The sequence below is a fragment of the Streptomyces sp. HB132 genome, assembly GCF_016909575.1.
Lineage (GTDB): Bacteria > Actinomycetota > Actinomycetes > Streptomycetales > Streptomycetaceae > Streptomyces.
This window is the reverse complement of sequence record NZ_JAFBGA010000028.1, coordinates 1-22169: the sequence shown is the minus strand read 5'-3', so window position 1 is coordinate 22169 and position 22169 is coordinate 1. Positions and strand designations below refer to the sequence as shown.

The window sequence follows — 22169 nt, the reverse complement described above, 5'->3', positions numbered from 1 at the left end:
TTGCATGACGATCCATGAATATCGATACGGCCTGGCAATGACGTCGACATTCCAGCAGATCAACTCGCAATGCGAAGCTATTCGACCCCCCTTGGCCGCACAACCCCTACGGGTCTCCATCCGCCCCCTAACGGACCTCCCCTCATCCCTGGCCCCTGCGGCGCGCACCACGACCGTTCCGGCCCCCGGGCTCCCGGCCCCGTGGGAGCAGGGGTACGGCCGGCCGCAGCCCGGCCCCGCGAACACCACGGCCCCGGCGTGGCGGCCGTCACGCGCGCCACGCCGGGGCCGTGACCGTCAGTTCGAGCGCCCCAGTTCGTTGTTGATGAAGTCGAATATCTCGTCATCGGAGGCGGATTCGAGTTTGTCGGTCACATCCGCCGGGTCCGCCTCGGCCGTCCCTCCTTCGGACCACTTGGCGAGGAATGCCTGGAGGCGCATGGCGACCTTTGCCCTGGTAAGGGTGTCGGGCTCGTTCGCCGCAGTTGCCGCCTCCAGCCTGTCCAGTTCCGCCAGCAGCGACGCGCCGGTGGTGTCCGAGCCGAACCGGAGCTCCGTGTGCAGGAAGCCGGCGGCGGCGGCAGCGCTCGGATAGTCGAAGGCCAGCCCGGCGGGCAGGCGCAGACCCGTTGCCCGCGTGAGCCTGTTGCGGAGTTCCACGGCTGTCAGCGAGTCGAAACCGAGCTCGCGGAACACCCGGCCGGGGCCGACCTCCTCGATGCCTGCGTAGCCCAGTACGGCGGCCGCGTGGGTGCGCACCAGACGCACCAGTTCCGCCTCCCGGTCCGCTTCGGAGAGTCCCGCGAGATGCTGGCGCAGTTCCTCGGCGGCGTCCGTGTCGACGCCTTCGCCCTCGGCGTCACGGCCCAGTGCCTCCACGGCCTCAGGCAGATCGGCGAACAGCGCGCTGGGCCTCATGGCCGTGAACGACGGTACGAACCGCGCCCAGTCCACATCGGCCACCGTGAGCAGCGGGTCGTGGTCGGTGACCGCGCGCCGCAGGACGGTGAGCGCCAGCTCCGGCAGCATCGCGGGCAGCCCTCGCAGGCGGAGCTGTTCCTCGGCCGCTGCGTCCTCCGGAGTGGCGGACGCCGACTCGGCCCACGGCCCCCAGGCCACCGAGGTGGCGGCCAGACCGCGCGCCCTGCGGTTCTGTGCCAGACCGTCCAGGTACGCGCCCGCCGCGGCGTACGCCCCCTGGCCACCGCCTCCCCAGACTCCGGCGATGGTGGAGAACAGGACGAACGCGTCCAGTTCGGTGTCGGCGAACACCTCGTCGAGATGGGCCGCGCCCACCACCTTCGCGTTCAGTCGTCCGTCGACGTCGTCCATACGGAGCGCGTCGAGGGGGGTGAGCTGGTTGCCGCCGACCGTGTGCAGCACCGCACGGACCGGGCTGCCGCCCTCGGTGAGCTCGCGGACGAGCGCTTCGAGTGCCTTGCGGTCGGCGACGTCGCAGCGGACGACGAGTCCACGCTCGCCGAGCTGTGCTACCGCCCCCGCCGCAACTTCAGCGCCTTCCGGAACCATCAGCACCACTTGGTCGGCCTCGGTTCCGGCCAGCCAGCGGGCGGCGCCCGAGCCGAGAGGCGTGGAGGCGTCGGTGACCAGCACCGTGCCCCTGGGCTCCCACTCGGGCCCGGCCGCGTGGGTCGACACCCGCTCGATGCGTGGGACGAACGCTCCGGAGGAACGCACCACGACCTGGTCCTCCGCAGTACCGCCTGTCAGCAGGGCGACCGCGCGGGCCGCAGCTCGCTCGTCCGTCGTCGGGGGAAGGTCGATCAGACCGCCCCACCGGTGGGGCTGTTCGAGTCCTGCGACCCTTCCCAGGCCCCACAGCTGCGACTGCTCCGGGTCGGGTGCCGCGTCGGTACGGCTCACGCTCACCCCTTCCCGGGTGACACACCACAGGGGGGCCGGGACGTCGGCGTCGCCCAGAGCCTGGAAGAGACTCAGGTTCGCCGCCGTCGGGCTGTGGGTCAGCGCCAGCAGGGAGACGACGCCGACGAGTTCCCCGTGCCCGGCCGTCCGGCCGGCCAGCTTCTCGGCGAGTTCCCCGGCCGACACCGACCGATTCTGCTGGCCACTGCCCACCGTCAGCAGTTCGACGTCACTGCCGTGTTCACGCAGGCCGGTGACGACCGGGTGGTCGTGGTGTTCCTCCGCCGCCACGACCAGCCAGGTCCCCGATGCGGCCGGCGCGCCGGTGGCGGTGGACGGCTTCCAGGTGACCCGGTAGCGCCACGCGTCGACGGTGGACTGCTCACGGGACTGCCGACGCCATGACGACAGCAGGGGCAACACCGTGCTGAGCGGCTGGTCGGCGGAGAGCCCCGAGCCCTCGACCAGTCCGCTCAGGTCCTCCTGTTCCACCGCTGCCCAGAACCGCTCGTCCAGGGCGGACGTTCCGCCATCAGCCGCGGATTCCGCTCCGGCCGGCTCAGGCCAGTACTGCTGCCGCTGGAAGGCGTAGGTCGGCAGCTCGATGCTCCGGGCGCCGGTGCCGGCGAAGAACCCCGGCCAGTCGACGGTGACTCCCCGTCCGTGCAGACCGGCGAGTGAGGCGACCACGGTGCCCGGCTCGTCCCTGTCCTTGCGCAGGGCCGGAATGAACGCAGTGCCCTCCGGGGTGACGCAGTTTTGTCCCATGGCGCAGAGCACGCCGTCGGGGCCCAACTCCAGGAAGGTCGCGACTCCCAGGTCCTCCAGACCTCGCATGCCTTCGAGGAAGCGGACGGCCTGACGGACGTGCCGCACCCAGTACTCGGGCTCGCACAGTTCCTCCGGCCCGGCTGTCCGGCCGGTGACGTTGGAGACTATGCCGATGTGGGGCTGGTGGAAGGTGAGGCCCTCCGCGACCGTGCGGAATTCGTCAAGCATGGCATCCATGCGGGGCGAGTGGAACGCGTGACTGACACGGAGGCGCTTGGTCTTGCGGCCTTCCGCCTCGAAGTGCGCGGTGATCACCAGGACAGCGTCCTCGTCACCGGAGATCACCGTCGCGGACGGCCCGTTGAGCGCGGCGATCGATACGCCGTCGGTCAGCAGCGGGAGGACTTCGTCCTCCGACGCCTGGAGCGACACCATCGCCCCACCGGCCGGCAGCGCCTGCATCAGACGGCCACGCGCCGCGACCAGCTTCGCCGCATCCTCCAGCGACAGCACACCAGCCACATGCGCGGCCGACAACTCACCGATCGAATGGCCGAGCAGATAGTCCGGCTTCACACCCCACGCCGACACCAGACGGAACAACGCCACTTCGAGCGCGAACAGCCCGGCCTGCGTGAACTGCGTCTGATCCAGCAGCTCACCACCCCCGAACACCACATCGCGGAGCGGCTGATCCAGATGACGGTCCAGCTCCGCACACACCGCGTCGAAGGCGTCCGCGAACACCGGATAGGACGCGTACAGCTCACGGCCCATACCCGAGCGCTGCGCACCCTGACCCGAGAAGAGCACCGCCACCTGTCCGTCGACCTCCTGGTCCACCGTCACCTGAGGATCGGCGCCTCCCTCGGAGAGGGCCGTGACACCGCGCAACAGCGCGTCTCGGTCGGCTCCGCTGACCACAGCCCGGTGTGTGAGCGCCGCTCGGCCCGTGGCCAGAGTGAACGCCACGTCGAGGGCTTCGAGTCCCGGACGTCGCAGGAGGTGTGACCGCAGGAGTCCGGCCTGAGCCACCAGGGCTCGTTCCGAGCCGCCGGCCAGCACCCACGGCAGAACCGGCGGGGCGATGGCGACGGCCGTGGCCGGGGCGGGAGGTGCCTGCTCGATGATCGTGTGGGCGTTGGTGCCGCTGATCCCGAACGACGACACCCCCGCACGCCACGGTTCGTCCGTCTCGGGCCAGCCGACCGACTCGGTCAACAGCTCGACGGCTCCTTCCGACCAGTCCACCTGCGTGGACGGACTGTCCACGTGCAGGGTGCGCGGCAGCGTCCCGTGCCGCATCGCCATCACCATCTTGATCACACCGGCCACACCGGCCGCAGCCTGCGTGTGCCCGATGTTCGACTTGATCGACCCGAGCAGCAGCGGCCTGCCGTGGGCGCGCTCCTGGCCGTAGGTCGCCATGAGCGCCTGCGCCTCGATCGGATCGCCCAGTCGGGTACCCGTACCGTGGGCCTCGACCACGTCCACCTGGGACGCGGAGAGACCCGCCGATGCCAGTGCCTGCCGGATGACGCGCTGCTGGGCCGGGCCGTTCGGGGCCGTCATGCCGTTCGACGCACCGTCCTGGTTCACCGCCGAGCCCCGTACGACCGCCAGCACCTCGTGGCCGTTGCGCCGCGCGTCCGACAGCCGCTCCACCAGCAGCATGCCGACACCCTCACCCCAGCCCGTGCCGTCCGCCGCGTCGGCGAACGCCTTGCACCGGCCGTCCACCGCGAGGCCGCGTTGACGGGAGAACTCGATGAACGCGCCGGGTGTCGACATCACCGTGACGCCACCGGCCAGGGCGAGTGAGCACTCCCCCGCCCGCAGCGCCTGAATCGCCAGGTGCAACGCGACAAGCGACGACGAACACGCCGTGTCCACCGTCACCGCCGGACCCTCCAGCCCGAAGGTGTACGAGAGCCGGCCCGAGACGGCGCTCGCGCCGTTGCCGGTCCCCATGTGGCCCTCGGAGTTCTGGGCAGACATGAACAGCAACGCCGAGTAGTCCTGGCCGTTGGTCCCCGTGAAGACGCCGGTGCGGCTTCCACGCAGGGAGGCCGGGTCGATGCCGGCCCGCTCGAACACCTCCCACGACGTCTCGAGCAGCAGCCGCTGCTGCGGGTCCATCGCCGTGGCCTCGCGGGGCGAGATCCCGAAGAAGCCGGGGTCGAAGTCCCCCACGTCATGCAGGAATCCGCCCTCCGAGACGTAGGAGGTACCGGAGTGGTCCGGGTCCGGGTCGTACAGCGAGTCCAGGTCCCAGCCCCGGTTGACCGGGAATCCGGACACTCCGTCGGCGCCTGCGGCGAGCAGCTCCCACAGCTCTTCCGGCGAGCGCACGCCTCCTGGGAACCGGCAGCTCATCCCGACGATCACGATGGGATCGTCGGCGTCCGCCGCTGCCACGGCCGTGAAGGAGTCGGCCCTCCGGAGTTCGCCTCCGAACAGCTCGGTACGCAGATGCTCGGCCAGGACCGTCGGCGTCGGGTGGTCGAACACCATGGTGGCGGGGAGCGTCAGCCCCGTCTCCTTGGCCAGACGGTTACGGAGTTCGACGGCGGTCAGCGAGTCGAAGCCCAGCTCGCGGAACGTGCTCGCCGCAGTGACCGACTCGGTGCTCGGGTGCGCCAGCACGACGGCAGCCTGCTTGCGTACGAGTTCCAGCAGTGCCCGGGTCCTCTCGCCTCCGGTGGCCGTCGCCAACCGGTCCCGCAGGGCTGACACGGCGTCACCCGTCGGCGCCGAAGCCGTCTCCCGCAGCTCGCGTACGTCGGGGAGTTCCGCGAGCAGCGGGCTCGGGCGGAGCGCGGTGAACGCCGGGGCGAAGCGCGCCCAGTCGACGTCGGCCACCGTGATGAGGGAGTCGCCCTCGGACAGCGCCTGCTGCAGAGCCGCGACAGCGCGCTCGGGAGCCATGGCCGGCAGTCCGCGTCGCAGCAGATGCGCCTCGGCCTCACCCTGTGCCATCCCGCCTCCGCCCCACGGTCCCCAGGCCACCGAGGTGGCGGCCCGACCGCGGGCACGACGGCTCAGCGCCAAGGCGTCGAGATGGGCGTTGGCCGCCGCGTAGGCGGCCTGCCCCCCACTGCCCCACACGCCCGCGATCGAGGAGAAGAGGACGAACGCGTCGAGCGTCGCGTCGGCGTCGTCATCCGTGAACACCGCGTCCAGGTTGACCGCCCCTGCGACCTTGGCGGACAGGACGGCCTCCAGGCCGTCGGCGTCCAGCTCTGCAAGCGGATGCGAAGCGGCCTCTCCGGCGGTGTGCAGCACGGCCCTCACCGGTGATCCGGCGGCCCGCAGGCCGTCAGCCAGTTCGATGAGTGCGGCGCGGTCGGTGACGTCGCACGAGGCGACGGTGACAGCCGCTCCGAGTGCGACGAGTTCGTCCCTGAGCTCTTGGGCGCCTGGGGCATCGATGCCCCGGCGGCTGGTGAGTACCAGCCGCTCGGCACCGTTGCGGGCGGCCCAGCGGGACACGTGCGCTCCCAGGACGCCCGTACCACCGGTGATCAGGACGGTCCCCCGTGGCGTCCACGAGGACCCCTGCCCGGTACCGGGTGTGCGGACGAGCCGTCGTACGTACACACCCGATGCCCGGACGGCGACCTGGTCCTCGGTGTCGATACCCGCCAGTGCCGCGCAGACGCGTCCCACGGCACGGTCATCCAGCACCTCGGGAAGGTCGATCAACCCGCCCCAGCGCTGCGGGTGTTCCAGCGCGGCCACCCGGCCCAGCCCCCAGGCCTGTGCCTGCGAGGGGGTGACCGTTCCGTCCGACCTGCCCACCGACACCGCGCCGCGGGTCAGGCACCACAGCGGAACCGTCCTGCCCGCGTCACCCAGGGCTTGGACGAGGGTCAGAGTCCTGATGACCTCGGCGCCCACCGCCCCGGCGGTGGGTTCGTCCTCCGTCGTCGGCAGTGCCACCACTCCGACGAGTTCGGAGTGGTCGGCGAGTATGCCGGCCAGTTCGTCCCGGCCGACGGTGCCGGCGAGCGGAAGGTGGATGACGTCGGCTCCGTGTGCGCGGAGCCCGTCGGTGACGGGGTGCGTCGCGTGGTGCTCCGGTGCGACCACCAGCCAGGTGCCCTCCAACGCGGGGCGAGGAACGGCGGAGACGGGCTGCCAGGTGGCGCGGTAGCGCCAGGCATCGACGGTGGAGAGGTTACGGCTCTGCCGACGCCACGAGGACAGCACGGGCAGCATCGCCTCGAGCGGTGCAAGCTCGTCCGACCCCAGAGCCACCCCGAGCGCCGCCGCGTCTTCCTGCTCCACGGCGTCCCAGAAGGTCGCGTCGAGGGACGATGCGGCTTCCAGGGCTCGCTTGCCGCCCATGAGCGGCGCCCCGCCTTCGGGCCAGTACCGCTCGCGCTGGAAGGCGTACGTCGGGAGCTCGATGCGGCGGGCGCCGGTGCCGGCGAAGTACGCCGCCCAGTCGACGGCCGACCCGCGTACGTGCAGTTCGGCGAGCGCGGTGACAAGGGTCGTCGCCTCGTCGCGGTCCTTGCGCAGAACCGGTACGAACGCCGAGTCCTCGACGCAGTCCTGGCCCATCGCGGACAACACACCGTCCGGGCCCAACTCCAGGTACGTGGTCACTCCCTGGCCCTGCAGAGTGCGCATACCGTCGACGAAGCGGACGGCCTCGCGGACGTGGCGTACCCAGTAGTCCGCCGAGCAGATCTCGTCATGAGACACGACCAGACCGGAGACATTCGAGACGATCCCGATGCCGGGCGAGTGGAAGGTCAGGCCCTCCGCGACCGTGCGGAACTCCTCCAGCATGGCGTCCATACGCGGCGAGTGGAACGCGTGACTGACACGGAGCCGCTTCGTCTTGCGACCTTCCGCCTCGAAGTGCGCGGCAACCGCGAGGACGGCGTCCTCATCGCCCGAAACCACCGTCGCGGACGGCCCGTTGAGGGCGGCGATCGAGACCGCCTCGCCGAGCAGCGGCAGGACCTCGTCCTCCGACGCCTGGAGCGACACCATCGCCCCACCGGCCGGCAACGCCTGCATCAGACGACCACGCGCCGCCACCAGCTTCGCCGCGTCCTCCAGCGACAGCACCCCAGCCACGTGCGCGGCCGACAGCTCACCGATCGAATGACCCAGCAGATAATCCGGCTTCACACCCCACGCCGACACCAGACGGAACAAAGCCACTTCGAGCGCGAACAGCCCGGCCTGCGTGAACTGCGTCTGATCCAGCAGCTCACCACCCTCGAACACCACATCCCGCACCGGCCGGTCCAGATGACGGTCCAGCTCCGCACACACCGCATCGAACGCATCCGCGAACACCGGATAGGACGCGTACAGCTCACGGCCCATACCCGACCGCTGCGCACCCTGACCCGAGAACAACACGCCGGTTCGACCCGACGAGACCGTGCCCCGGACCGCCACGTCCCCGATGACCACCGCTCGGTGATTCATCGCCGCACGCGTCGTCGCCAGCGAGAACCCGACATCCACCGGTGCGTGCTCCCGGGCGGACGCCGAAAGCCGTTCCAGCTGTGCCGAAAGACCTGCCTCGGACTTCGCGGACACCACCCATGGAACCACCGGCAAGGACACCGAAGGCTCGTGGCGCTCTTCGACGACCGGTGTGTGCTCGACGATCACGTGGGCGTTGGTCCCGCTGATACCGAACGACGACACCCCCGCCCTGCGCGCCTCACCGGTCTCCGGCCACGCCACCGACTCCGTCAGCAGCTCCACCGCGCCCGCCGACCAGTCCACCTGGGGCGTCGGCGCGTCGACGTGCAGGGTCTGCGGCAGCACACCGTGCCGCATGGCCATCACCATCTTGATCACACCGGCCACACCCGCGGCGGCCTGCGTGTGCCCGATGTTCGACTTGATCGAGCCGAGCAGCAGGGGACGGTCGTCCGAACGCCCCTGCCCGTACGTCGCCAGCAGCGCCTGCGCCTCGATCGGGTCACCCAGCGTCGTACCCGTACCGTGCGCCTCCACCGCATCCACCTGCGCCGGGGTGAGACCGGCGTTGGCCAGGGCCTGCCGGATCACCCGCTGCTGCGACGGGCCGTTCGGGGCCGTCAGACCGTTCGACGCACCGTCCTGGTTCACCGCAGAGCCGCGTACGACCGCGAGCACCTCGTGCCCGTTGCGCCGCGCGTCCGACAGCCGCTCCAGCAGCAGCATGCCCACACCCTCGCCCCAGCCGGTGCCGTCGGCGCCCGCGGCGAAGGACTTGCACCGGCCGTCCGCGGCCAGTCCACGCTGGCGGCTGAACTCGATGAAGCTGCCCGGTGTGGCCATCACACTGGCGCCGCCTGCCAGCGCCATCGAGCACTCGCCCGAACGCAGGGCCTGCGCCGCGAGATGCAGCGCCACCAGGGAGGACGAGCAAGCGGTGTCGACCGTTACAGCGGGTCCCTCGAGTCCGAGCGTGTAGGAGACACGGCCGGACACGACGCTGCCGGACGTGCCCGTGGCGAGGTACCCCTCGACACCCTCCGGGACGGTGGCCAGCTGAGCGACGTAGTCGTGATACATCAGCCCGGCGAACACGCCGGTGCTCGTGCCGCGCAGCGATGCCGGGTCGATGCCTGCCGACTCGATGGCCTCCCAGGAACCTTCCAGCAGCAGTCGTTGCTGCGGATCCATGGCGAGGGCCTCACGCGGCGAGATCCCGAAGAAGCCCGGGTCGAACTCGGCCGCGTCGTGCAGGAAACCGCCTTCGCGGGTGAAGGAGGTGCCGGGGTTGTCCGGGTCGGGGTCGTACAGCCCTTCCACGTCCCAGTTCCGGTCCGTGGGCAGGCCGGTGATGCCTTCGTTGCCGCCGACCACCAGCTCCCACAGCTTTCGGGGCGATTCGGCACCGCCCGGGAACCGGCAGCTCATGCCGACGATGACGACCGGGTCGTCCTCGGTGCCGGTCACGGTGGGCCGACTGATGACGGCCCCCGCCTGCACGCCGACGATCTCGGTCCGTATGTGGTCGGCCATCGCGAAGGGGGTCGGGTAGTCGAACACGAGGGTGGCCGGCAGACGCAGGCCCGTGGCGGCACTCATCCGGTTACGCAGTTCGACGGCGGTGAGGGAGTCGAAGCCCAGCTCGGTGAACGCCCGCTCGGGCTGCACCGCCTCGCCCGAGTCGTGCCCGAGCACGGCGGCCGCCTGGGCCCGTACCAGATCCTGCACCCATTGGTGCTGTTCGGCCTCGGGGAGGGCGAGGAGGGTGCGTCCGAACGATGCGGAGCGATCGGTGCCGGAGTCCGCCTGCCGCCGGTTCGGTACCCGGACAAGACCCCGCAGCATCAGCGGAGTCATCTCCGGCCGTAGCCGCAGAGCAGCCATGTCGACCCGGATCGGCACCAGCACGGCCTCGTCGGCCAGCCCCCCGGCCAGATCGAAGAGCTCGAGCCCCTGCTCCGAGGACAGCGGCGTCAGACCACCCCGGGCCATCCGCCGCAGATCACCACTGTCCAGCTGTCCCGTCATCGCGCTGGCCTGAGCCCACAGTCCCCAGGCCAGCGACTGCCCGGCGAGCCCTTCCGCCCGGCGCGCCTCGGCCAGGGCGTCGAGGAACGCGTTCGCCGCGGCGTAGTTCGCCTGACCGGAACCGCCGAACACACCCGCGGCGGAGGAGAAGAGCGTGAACATCGAAAGATCCATGTCACGGGTCAGCTCGTGCAGGTTCCACGCGGCGTCAACCTTGGGCCGCATCACAGCAGCCAGCCGTTCCGGCGTCAGCGAGGACACCACCCCGTCGTCGAGCACACCGGCGGTGTGCACGACACCCGTGAGCGGGTGTTCGGACTCGACGCGGTCCAGGACCTGGGCCAGTGCCCCGCGATCCGCCACGTCACACGCCTCGAAGCGTGCCTGCGCCCCCGACTCGGACAGCTCGGCCACGAGTTCGGCCGCTCCAGGGGCATCCGCACCTCGACGGCTCAACAGGAGCAGGTGCCGCACGCCGTGCTCGGCGACCAGGTGACGTGCCACCACCCCGCCCAGAACCCCGCTGGCACCCGTCACCATCACGGTGCCGGACGGTTCGACGAAGGCGGGTGCCTGCCCCTCGGGCAACGGGACCCGTGCCAGTCTCGGAACGAACATCTCGTCCGCGCGCACTGCGGCCTGCGGCTCACCCGAGGCGACCACCGCCGACAGGCCGGGTTCCTGGCCGTCGTGATCAACCAGCACGAACCGTCCGGGGTTCTCGGACTCGGCCGTCCGCACCAGACCCCATACAGCTGCCTGCACGGGATCGGGCGAGTCACAGAAGACCGCTCCCCGCGTCACCACGACCAGCCGCGCGTCTGCGAACCGCTCGTTCGCCAGCCACTCCTGCACCAGTTCCAGTGCCCGGACGGCGAGTTCCTGTGTACGGGACGCCACGTCCCCGGGACCGGAAGCGAGAGCGGAGCCGGATGCAGCGAACGACACCGCCACCACATCCGGTATCTCGTCCATCGATGCCAGATCCGCATACCGCACCGCTTCGGGGAGGAACTCGGCTTCCCCGATGACGGCCCAGGCGCCCTCCGGCTTCTCGGCGTTCCGAGCGGCGCCGACCGGTTTGACGGACCATTCCACGCGGAACAGCGAGTCGGCGTGGGCGTTGCCGCTTCCGCGCAACTGCTCCGGCGATACCGGGCGCAGCGCTAGCGACTCCACCGAGGCGACGTGCGATCCGGCTCCATCGGCCAGCAGAAGCGACGCTCCCGATCCCTGACGGCGGACTCGGACCCGCAGGAGCTGTGCTCCCACTGCCGACAGGGACACGCCGGCCCAGGCGAACGGCAGGCCGACCGCTCCCGCCGTCCCGTCCGAGTCGGGGACCGCGGCGAGGCCCATCGCGTGCAGCGCGGCGTCCAGGAGAGCCGGATGCAGCCCGAAGCCGTCGACCTCGGCCTCGTCGGGCAGGGCCACCTCCGCATATACGTCGTCACCCTGCCGCCACGCGGCACGCAGCCCCTGGAACAGGGGGCCGTACTCGTACCCCGCGTCGGCGAGCGACGCGTAGAGCGTGTCCACCGCGACGGCCTGCGCTCCAGCCGGCGGCCAGTCAGCCAGGCCGTCCGTCGTCTCCGCGCCGGTGGCGAGCGTGCCGCTGGCGTGCCGCGTCCATGCCTCGTCCGAGGCGTCGGCGGGGCGTGAGAACACCGTGATCTCATGCCGGCCCGTCGGGTCGGCCGCGGCCACCGCGACCTGGATGACGATCGCGTCCTGGTCGGCGATGAGAAGCGGTGCCTCTATCGTCAGCTCTTCCACGAGGTCGCAGCCGACCTGGTCCGCGGCTTGCAGAGCGAGTTCCACGAAGGCTGTGCCCGGCAGGAGAACCGAGCCCCACACGGCGTGGTCGGCGAGCCAGGGATGAGTCTCGATGGAGACCCTGCCCGTCATCACCACCCCGTCTGTGCCGGCAAGGCCCATGGCGCTGGACAGCATGGCGTGGTCGAGGGACTTCAGCCCAGCCGAGGAAACGTCAACGGCACCGTTTCCGGCGGAGGGGTTCAGCCAGTAGCGCTGATGCTGGAAGGCGTAGGTGGGCAGGTCGACGTGCTGGGCCACGGTGCCCGCGAACAGGGTCTTCCAGTCGAGCTCCACCCCCTGCACGTGTGCTTCGGCGAGGGAGGTCATGAAGCGCCGGGCCTCGTCCTCGTCCCGCCGCAGCGTCCCCAACGCCACCGCGTCACTACCGGCCGCCTCGAACGTCTCCTGCAGTCCAACGGCCAGTACCGGATGGGGGCTGACCTCGACGAACACACGATGCCCGGCGTCGATCAAGGTGCGGGTCGTCTCCTCCAGGCGGACAGTGCGGCGCAGGTTCGTGTACCAGTACTCGCCGTCCATCCCCGCCGTGTCCAGCAGTTCCCCGGTCACCGTGGAGAACAGCGGCACCCGCGAGGCACGCGGAGCCAGGTCCGCGAGCACCTCCAGCAGCCGGTCGTGGATCCGCTCCACATGCGCACTGTGAGACGCGTAGTCCACATCGATGCGCTTACAACGCACCCCGTCCGCCTTGCACACCACCAGCAGCTCATCCAGCGCGTCACCGTCACCACTGACCACCACCGAGGACGGGCCGTTCACCGCCGCGACGGAAAGGCGCCCCTCCCACTTGGAGAGCCGTGCCTCCACCTGCTGCGCCGGCTCCGCCACGGACGCCATGCCGCCCAGTCCCGAGAGCTCCACAATCGCCCGGCTCCGCAACGCCACCACCCGCGCACCGTCCTCCAAGGACAGCCCACCGGCCACGCAGGCAGCAGCGATCTCGCCCTGGGAGTGGCCCATGACCGCAGCGGGCTCCACACCGGCCGCACGCCACACCTCGGCCAGCGACACCATCACCGCCCACAACACCGGCTGCACCACATCAACACGACCGAACCCAGGAGCACCCGGCTCACCACGCAGCACATCCAGCAGCGACCAGTCCGTATGCGCCGACAACGCGGTCGCACACTCCCGCATCCGCTCCGCGAACACATCCGAGGACCCCATCAGCCCCGCAGCCATACCCACCCACTGCGAACCCTGCCCCGGGAACACGAACACCGGCCGCATCACGCCATCAGCGACACCCCGCACCACACCCGCCCCGGGACGCTCATCGGCGAGCGCGCCCAGAGCCGAACTGAGCTCATCGGCACCTGCGGCGACCACCACCGCACGATGCTCGAAGCGCGACCGTCCCATCGCCAGCGACAAGCCGATCCCTGCGGGCTCCACCCCGGAACCGGCCGCCACCATCTCCCTCAGACGTGCGGCCTGGTCCCGCAGCGCGGCCTCCGACTTCCCTGAGAGGACGAAGGGCAGTGCCTCCCCGCCCAGCGGTGAGACCTCGTCCCCCTGCGTCGCGGCACCATCACCTTCAGCGGGTGCCTGTTCGAGGATGACGTGCGCGTTCGTACCACTGATCCCGAACGACGACACAGCCGCACGCCGCACCTCGCCCGTCTCCGGCCACGCCACCGACTCCGTCAGCAACTCCACCGCACCCGCCGACCAGTCCACCTGCGACGACGGCTCGTCCACATGCAACGTCCGCGGAAGGACACCATGCCGCATCGCCTGAACCATCTTGATGATCCCGGCAACACCCGCCGCAGCCTGCGTATGACCGATGTTCGACTTCACCGACGCCAACCACAGCGGCCGATCCTGCGCACGCTCCTGCCCGTACGTCGCCAGCAACGCCTGCGCCTCGATCGGGTCACCCAGCTTCGTCCCCGTACCGTGCGCCTCCACCGCATCCACCTGCGAAGCCGACAGACCCGCATTCGCCAGAGCCTGCCGGATCACCCGCTGCTGCGACGGACCGTTCGGCGCCGTCAGACCATTCGACGCACCGTCCTGGTTCACCGCCGAACCCCGCACCACCGCCAGGACCCGATGCCCGTTACGCCGCGCGTCCGACAACCGCTCCACCAGCAGCATGCCCACACCCTCGGACCACCCCGTACCATCCGCCGCATCGGCGAACGCCTTGCACCGGCCATCAGCCGCAAGACCACGCTGACGGGAGAACTCCACGAACGTCCCAGGCGTCGCCATCACCGTCACACCACCGGCCAACGCCATCGAGCACTCACCCGACCGCAACGCCTGAATCGCCCAGTGCAACGCCACCAACGACGACGAACACGCCGTATCCACCGTCACCGCCGGACCCTCCAGGCCCAACGCGTACGACACCCGCCCCGACGCCACACTGCCCGAATTGCCTGTTCCCAGGAAGGCGCCGACGTCTTGGGGTACGGAACCCAGCCGGGCAGCGTAGTCGTGGTACATCAGGCCGGCGAACACACCCGTGCGGCTGCCCCGCAGCGACTCGGGGTCGATACCCGCCCGCTCGACGGCCTCCCACGACGTTTCCAGCAGCAACCGCTGCTGCGGGTCCATCGCCAGCGCCTCACGCGGCGAGATCCCGAAGAAGCCGGGGTCGAACTGACCCGCGTCGTAGAGGAAGCCGCCCTCGATGGTCCTGGACTTGCCCTCCCGGCCGGCGTCGGATTCGTACATGCCGTCCAGGCTCCAGCCACGGTCGGTCGGGAATCCGGAGATCCCCTCCCCTGCCATGGAGACGAGCCGCCACAGGTCTTCCGGAGCGGCGACGCCACCCGGGTAGCGGCAGCTCATGCCGACGATCGCGATGGGCTCGTCGTCCGCGAAGGCCGCCGCACCCGCTGCCACCGGCCCCTCGGGATCGGCACCCCGCGCCTCGTCCAGCAGGAACTCGGCAAGCACGGCAGGGGTGGGGTAGTCGAAGACCAACGTGGCGGGCAGCCGCAGCCCGGTCGCCGCGTTGAGCCGGTTACGCAGTTCGACGGCGGTCAGCGAGTCGAAGCCCAACTCCTTGAAGGCATGCCTGGACTTGATCGCCTCACTCGACGCGTACCCGAGGACCGCAGCGACCTGGGTACGCACCAAGCCGTCGACCAGACGAGTCCGCTCGTCCTGTGTGAGTGCCTTCAGCCGTGCGGCGAAGCCAGACTCGGACTCACCGGACTTCGCGGTGCGGCGGCCGGGAACGCGTACGAGTGCCCGGAAGAGCTGCGGCACACCCTCGGCCGCAGCGCGCTTGCGCCATACCGCGAGGTCGAGCCGTACCGGCACCACGGCGGCGCGGTCGAGACCCGCGGCGACGTCGAACAGCGCCAGGCCCTCGTCCACCGACAGGGGCGGCACACCGGATCGCGCCATGCGCTGGGTGTCGGCGTCGTCGAGGCGTCCGAGCATCCCGCTCTCCGCCCAGGGGCCCCAGGCCAGCGACAGTCCCGCGAGCCCTTCCGCCCGGCGTGCCTCCGCCAGCGCGTCCAGGAACGCGTTCGCCGCGGCGTAGTTCGCCTGACCCGCACCACCGAACACACCCGCCGCAGACGAGAACAACGTGAACATCGACAGACCCATGTCACGCGTCAGCTCGTGCAGATGCCACGCCGCATCAACCTTCGGCCGCAACACCGCAGCAAGCCGCTCCGACGTCAACGACGACACCACACCGTCATCCAGCACGCCTGCCGTATGCACCACACCCGTGAGGGGGTGTTCAGAAGCGATACCGTCCAGCACCTGCGCCAGCGCGGCACGATCCGCCACATCACACGCGACGAAACGAGCCCGCGCACCCAGCCCCTCCAGCTCCGCCACCAGGCCGGCCGCCGCCGGGGCATCCCCGCCCCGACGGCTCACCAGCAGCAGATTCCGGACACCGCGCTCCACGACCAGATGGCGCGCCACCAACCCACCCAGCGCACCACTGGCACCCGTCACCAACACCGTGCCCTCAGGATCGAAACCCGGAGCAGCCCCACCAGCACCGACCGCCGTACGCACGAGCCTCGGGACGGACACCGCACCACCACGCACCGCCACCTGCGGCTCACCCGAAGCCACCGCAGCCGACAGAACTGCCCACGAAGCCTCGGCCCCGTCAACGTCCGCCAGCACGAACCGGCCCGGATTCTCCGACTGCGCCGTCCGCACCAGACCCCACACAGCAGCCTGCACCGGATCCGGCGACTCACAGGACACTGCGCCCGAAGTCACCACCACCAGGCGCGCATCGGCGAACCGCTCGTCCGCCAACCACCCCTGCACCAACTCCAGCGCCCGGCCCGTCACCTCATGCGTACGGGACACCACCCCGCCGGACCCCGAACCGGACTCCGCGAACGACACCGCCACCACACCCGGCACCGACTCACCGGAGTCCGCCGCGGCGGTGAACGCGGTCAGGTCGGCGTACCGCAGTCCGGGTACGCCGATCGCGTCGCCCAGCGCGGCCCAGCGGGCTTCGACCTTCTCCTCCGCCACCTCGTGGTTGATCCAGTCCACCTGGAACAGCGCATCGCGCGTTCCGGTGTCGGCGGCAGCCGAGAGCTGGTCGGGCGAGATCGCGCGCAGGGCCAGTGAGTCGACGAATGCAACCGGCGCGCCCGTGCTGTCGGCGAGAGTCAGGGAGACACCCGAACCGACGGTTGTGATGCGTGCCCGCAGGACCGTCGCCCCCACTGCGGAGACCGACACCCCACTCCACGCGAACGGGAGCCGCGCTTCTCCGGCCGTGCCCTCGCCGGCCGCCAGACCCATCGTGTGGAGGGCGGAGTCGAGCAGGGCGGGGTGGACGCCGAACCCTGCGGCATCCGTTCCTTCCGGCAGTGCGACCTCGGCGAAGACCTCGTCGCCACGCCGCCACGCGGCCCGCAGCCCCTGGAACGTCGGCCCGTAGGCGAAGCCGATCTCAGCCAGGTTCTCGTAGAGACCTGCGGCGTCGAGGGCGACGGCAGCGCGCGGCGGCCACTCCTCCAGCGACTCGCCGGCCGGTACGCCGCCTGCGGACAGTGTCCCGGCCGCGTGCCGTGTCCACTTCGCGTCCGCGTCCTCAGCGGGTCGCCCGTGAACGGCGATCGCCCGACTGCCGTCGTCCTCGGCAGCGCCCAGGGTCAGCTGGATGGCCACGGCCCCGTGCTCGGGGAGGACGAAGGGCGCCTCCAGCGTGAGGTCGCTCAGGAGGCCGCAGCCGACCTGCTCACCGACGTGCAGCGCCAGGTCGACGAAGGCTGTGCCCGGGAGCAGGACCGAGCCCATGACCATGTGGTCGCCGAGCCACGGATGCGACTCGACCGACAGTCGGCCGGTGAACAGGTACTCATCGGCCTGAGCCACCATCACCTTGGCTCCCAGCAGCGGATGCTCACCCGCGCTCTGGCCGAGGGCCCTCGCGTCCGTGGCCCCGCTGAAGGACGAGGCGAGCCAGAAGTGTTCGTGCTGGAAGGCGTAGGTGGGGAGGTCGATGCGGCGGGCGCCGGTGCCGGCGAAGTACGCCGCCCAGTCGACGGCCGACCCGCGTACGTGCAGTTCGGCGAGCGCGGTGACGAGGGTCGTCGCCTCGTCGCGCTCCTTGCGCAGGGCCGGTACGAACGCCGACTCCTCGACGCAGTCCTGCCCTATCGCGGACAGCACACCGTCCGGACCCAGCTCCAGGTACGTGGTCACTCCCTGGCCCTGCAGAGTGCGCATACCGTCGACGAAGCGGACAGCCTCACGGACGTGACGCACCCAGTAGTCCGCCGAGCAGATCTCCTCGCCCGACACCACCTGACCGGTGACGTTCGAGACGATCCCGATACCGGGCCGTTGGAAGGTCAGGCTTTCCGCGATCGTACGGAATTCCTCCAGCATGGCGTCCATACGCGGCGAGTGGAACGCGTGACTGACGCGGAGCCTCTTCGTCTTGCGGTCCTGAGCCGCGAAGTGCGCGGCGATCGCCAGGACAGCGTCCTCGTCACCCGAAACCACCGTCGCAGACGGCCCGTTGAGGGCAGCGATCGAGACCTCGTCGGTCAGCAGCGGCAGGACTTCGTCCTCCGTGGCCTGGAGGGACATCATCGCCCCGCCCGCCGGCAGCGCCTGCATCAGACGACCACGCGCCGCCACCAGCTTCGCCGCGTCCTCCAGCGACAGCACCCCGGCCACATGCGCGGCCGACAACTCACCGATCGAATGACCCAGCAGATAATCCGGCCGCACACCCCAGGCCGACACCAGACGGAACAACGCCACTTCAAGGGCGAACAGCCCGGCCTGCGTGAACTGCGTCTGGTCCAGCAGCTCACCACCCTCGAACACCACGTCACAGAGCGGCTGGTCCAGATGACGGTCCAGCTCCGCACACACCGCGTCGAAGGCGTCCGCGAACACCGGGTACGCCCCGTACAGCTCACGGCCCATACCCGAGCGCTGCGCACCCTGACCCGAGAACAACACGGCTGTACGACCCGAGGTCACCGACCCCTCGATCGTCCGGTCGCCGATGACCACGGCACGGTGCTCCAGCACCGCACGCGTCGTCGCCAGCGAGAACCCGACGTCCACCGGATTCCGATCCGCTGCGAACGCCGACACCCGCTCGACCTGAGCGACAAGCGCCTCAGCCGTCTTCGCCGACACCACCCACGGCACCACCGACGGACTCGGCACGCTCGGCACCGAGAGATCAGTCGGGGCCGGCACCGCAGCCTCGGAGGACTGCTCCAGGATGACGTGTGCGTTGGTGCCGCTGACGCCGAACGACGACACGCCCACGCGCCGCGGTTCACCCGTCTCGGGCCACTCCCGCTGCTCCGTCAGCAACTCGACGTCACCGGACTCCCAGTCCACCTGAGGCGTCGGCTCATCCACATGCAACGTCTGCGGCAGCACACCGTGCCGCATCGCCATCACCATCTTGATGATCCCGGCCACACCCGCGGCAGCCTGCGTATGACCGATGTTCGACTTCAACGACCCCAACCACAACGGCCGCCCCTCCGGACGCCCCTGCCCGTACGTCGCCAACAACGCCTGCGCCTCGATCGGATCACCCAGCGTCGTACCCGTACCATGCGCCTCCACGGCGTCGACCTGGGCTGCCGACAGGCCCGAGGCGGCCAGGGCCTGCCGGATCACCCGCTGCTGCGACGGGCCGTTCGGCGCCGTCAGACCGTTCGACGCACCGTCCTGGTTCACCGCTGAACCTCGCACGAGTGCGAGCACAGGGTGGCCGTTGCGTCGGGCGTCGGACAGCCGCTCGACCAGCAGCATGCCCACGCCTTCGGACCAGCCGGTGCCGTCCGCGCTCGCGGAGAACGACTTGCACCGTCCGTCCGAAGCAAGGCCACCCTGACGGCTGAACTCGATGAATGCCCCCGGAGTGGACATCACCGTCACACCGCCGGCCAGCGCCATGGTGCACTCGCCCTTGCGCAGGGCCTGAGCGGCGAGGTGCAGGGCGACCAGCGACGACGAGCACGCCGTGTCGATGGTCATGGTCGGCCCCTCCAGACCGAACGTGTACGCCACCCGGCCCGACAGGACACTCCCCGAGGTGCCGATGCCGAGGAAGCCGTCGACGCCCTCCGGTACGGAGGCGGTCTGCGACGCGTAGTCGTGGTACATCATTCCGGCGTACACACCGGTCCGGCTCCCGCGCAGTGCTGCCGGGTCGATGCCCGCGCGCTCGAACGCCTCCCAGGTGGCCTCGAGCAGCAGCCGCTGCTGGGGGTCCATGGCCAGCGCCTCGTGCGGGGAGATGCCGAAGAACGCCGGGTCGAACTTCCCCGCGTCGTACAGGAAGCCGCCTTCCGCGGTGTACGAGGCGGCACGGTTCTCGGGGTCGGGGTCGTACACCCCGTTCAGGTCCCAGCCGCGGTCGGTGGGGAACGGTGCGACGCCGTCGCCTCCACCGATCGTCAGCTGCCACAGATCCTCAGGGCTGAGGACTCCGCCCGGGTAACGGCAGCTCATTCCGACGATCGCGATGGGGTCGTCGTCCAGAGCATCCGCCACAGCCACGCCGTACCGGCCCAGCTCGCCCTGCGTGCCCACGACCTCGTCGCGGATGTACTCGGCGAGCGATTCAGGGGTGGGGTAGTCGAACACCAGCGTGGCGGGGAGGCGGAGGCCGGTCACCTCGTTGAGACGGTTACGGAGTTCGACTGCGGTGAGCGAGTCGAAGCCCAGCTCCTTGAAGGCCTGTCCGGAGGTGACGGAGTCCCCGGACGCATGCCCCAGCACGAGTGCGACTTCGCGCCGGACGAGGTCCAGCACCATACGGAGACGCTCTGCCTGGTCCAGTCCACGCAGCCGGTCGGCAAGAGCCGAATCGGCCGTCCCGGACTGCGCGACACGGCGTGCCGATACGCGTACGAGCCCACGCATCAGGGGCGCCACGCCATTGGAGGCAGCGCCCTGGCGGAGGACCGGGAGATCGAGCCGCAGCGGGAGGACCGCTGCCCGACCCGTCGTCTCGGCGACGTCGAAGAGGGCGACACCCTGTTCGGCCGTGAGTGCGGGCAGGCCGGCGCGGGCCATGCGCTGGAGGTCGGTGGCATCGAGCCGCCCGAGCATCCCGCCCTCGGCCCACGGACCCCAACCCAACGACAGACCCGCCAGCCCCTCCGCCCGCCGCACCACGGCCAGAGCATCGAGAAACGCGTTCGCCGCGGCGTAGTTCGCCTGACCCGACGACCCCAAAGTCGCCGCCGCCGACGAGAACAACGTGAACATCGACAAATCCATGCCACGCGTCAACTCATGCAGATGCCACGCCGCATCAACCTTCGGCCGCAACACCGCAGCAAGCCGCTCCGACGTCAACGACGACACCACACCGTCATCCAGCACACCCGCCGTATGCACCACACCCGTCAGCGGGTGTTCAGAAGCGACACCGTCCAGCACCTGCGCCAGCGCGGCACGATCCGCCACATCACACGCGACGAAACCAGCCCGCGCACCCAGCCCCTCCAGCTCCGCCACCAGATCCGCCGCCCCCGGCGCATCGCCGCCCCGACGGCTCACCAGCAGCAGATTCCGGACGCCGCGCTCCACGACCAGATGGCGCGCCACCAACCCACCCAGCGCACCACTGGCACCCGTCACCAACACCGTGCCCTCAGGATCGACACCCGGAGCAGCCCCACCAGCACCGACCGCCGTACGCACGAGCCTCGGGACGGACACCGCACCACCACGCACCGCCACCTGCGGCTCACCCGAAGCCACCGCAGCCGACAGAACTGCCCACGAAGCCTCGGCCCCGTCAACGTCCGCCAGCACGAACCGGCCCGGATTCTCCGACTGCGCCGTCCGCACCAGACCCCACACAGCAGCCTGCACCGGATCCGGCGCAGCATCGCCGTCACAGGACACGGCACCCGAAGTCACCACCACCAGACGCGCATCGGCGAACCGCTCGTCCGCCAACCACCCCTGCACCAACCCCAGCGCCCGGCCCGTCACCTCATGCGTACGGGACACCACCCCGCCGGACCCCGAACCACACTCCGCGAACGACACCGCCACCACACCCGGCACTGCATCCAGCACGTCCAGCGCGTCCAGACCCGTCACCACCTGGACGACGGACGCCACACCCTCCCCACCACGCACGTGCTCGACCCAGTCCACCTCGAACAACGCATCACGCGGAACAACCGACGACTGAACCTGCTCAGCCGAAACAGGCCGCAGCACCAACGAATCCACCGACGCCACCGGCTCACCGGCCACATCAGCCAACACCAACGACACCCCGGAACCAGCCGGCGCGATCCGCACCCTCAGAACCGAAGCCCCCACAGCATGAAGAGAAACCCCGGACCACGCGAACGGCAGACCTGTCCCTCCACCGTCCTCACCCCGGTCACCTGCCAGTCCCATCGCGTGCAGGGCCGAGTCCAACAGGGCCGGATGCACACCGAATCCGTCCCCGGAAATCTCCTCCGGCAGCGCAACTTCGGCAAATACCTCTTCGCCGCGCCGCCACACAGCACGCAGCCCCTGGAACACCGGCCCGTACCCATATCCGAGCCCGAGCAGCTCCTCGTAGAACCCCGCCACGTCCAGCCCGACAGCACCCCGCGGCGGCCACTCACGCAACGGCTCACCCGTACCCGCACCCACTGCCGACAGCACACCCGTCGCGTGACGCACCCACTCACCATCAGCATCATCAGCCGACCGCGAATGCACACTCA

General features: G+C 70.3%; 1 protein-coding gene and 1 pseudogene. Both read right to left on the bottom strand.

Annotation, left to right across the window (positions count from 1 at the left end):
* Positions 1-297: 297 nt before the first annotated feature.
* Positions 298-16347, bottom strand: a complete 16050-nt coding sequence (locus JOC24_RS32225) for a type I polyketide synthase (protein WP_374104548.1) — start codon at positions 16345-16347, stop codon at positions 298-300.
* A 240-nt stretch (positions 16348-16587) separates the two neighbouring features.
* Positions 16588-22095: pseudogene (locus JOC24_RS34320) on the bottom strand (SDR family NAD(P)-dependent oxidoreductase); the annotation flags it as partial.
* Positions 22096-22169 lie beyond the last annotated feature (74 nt).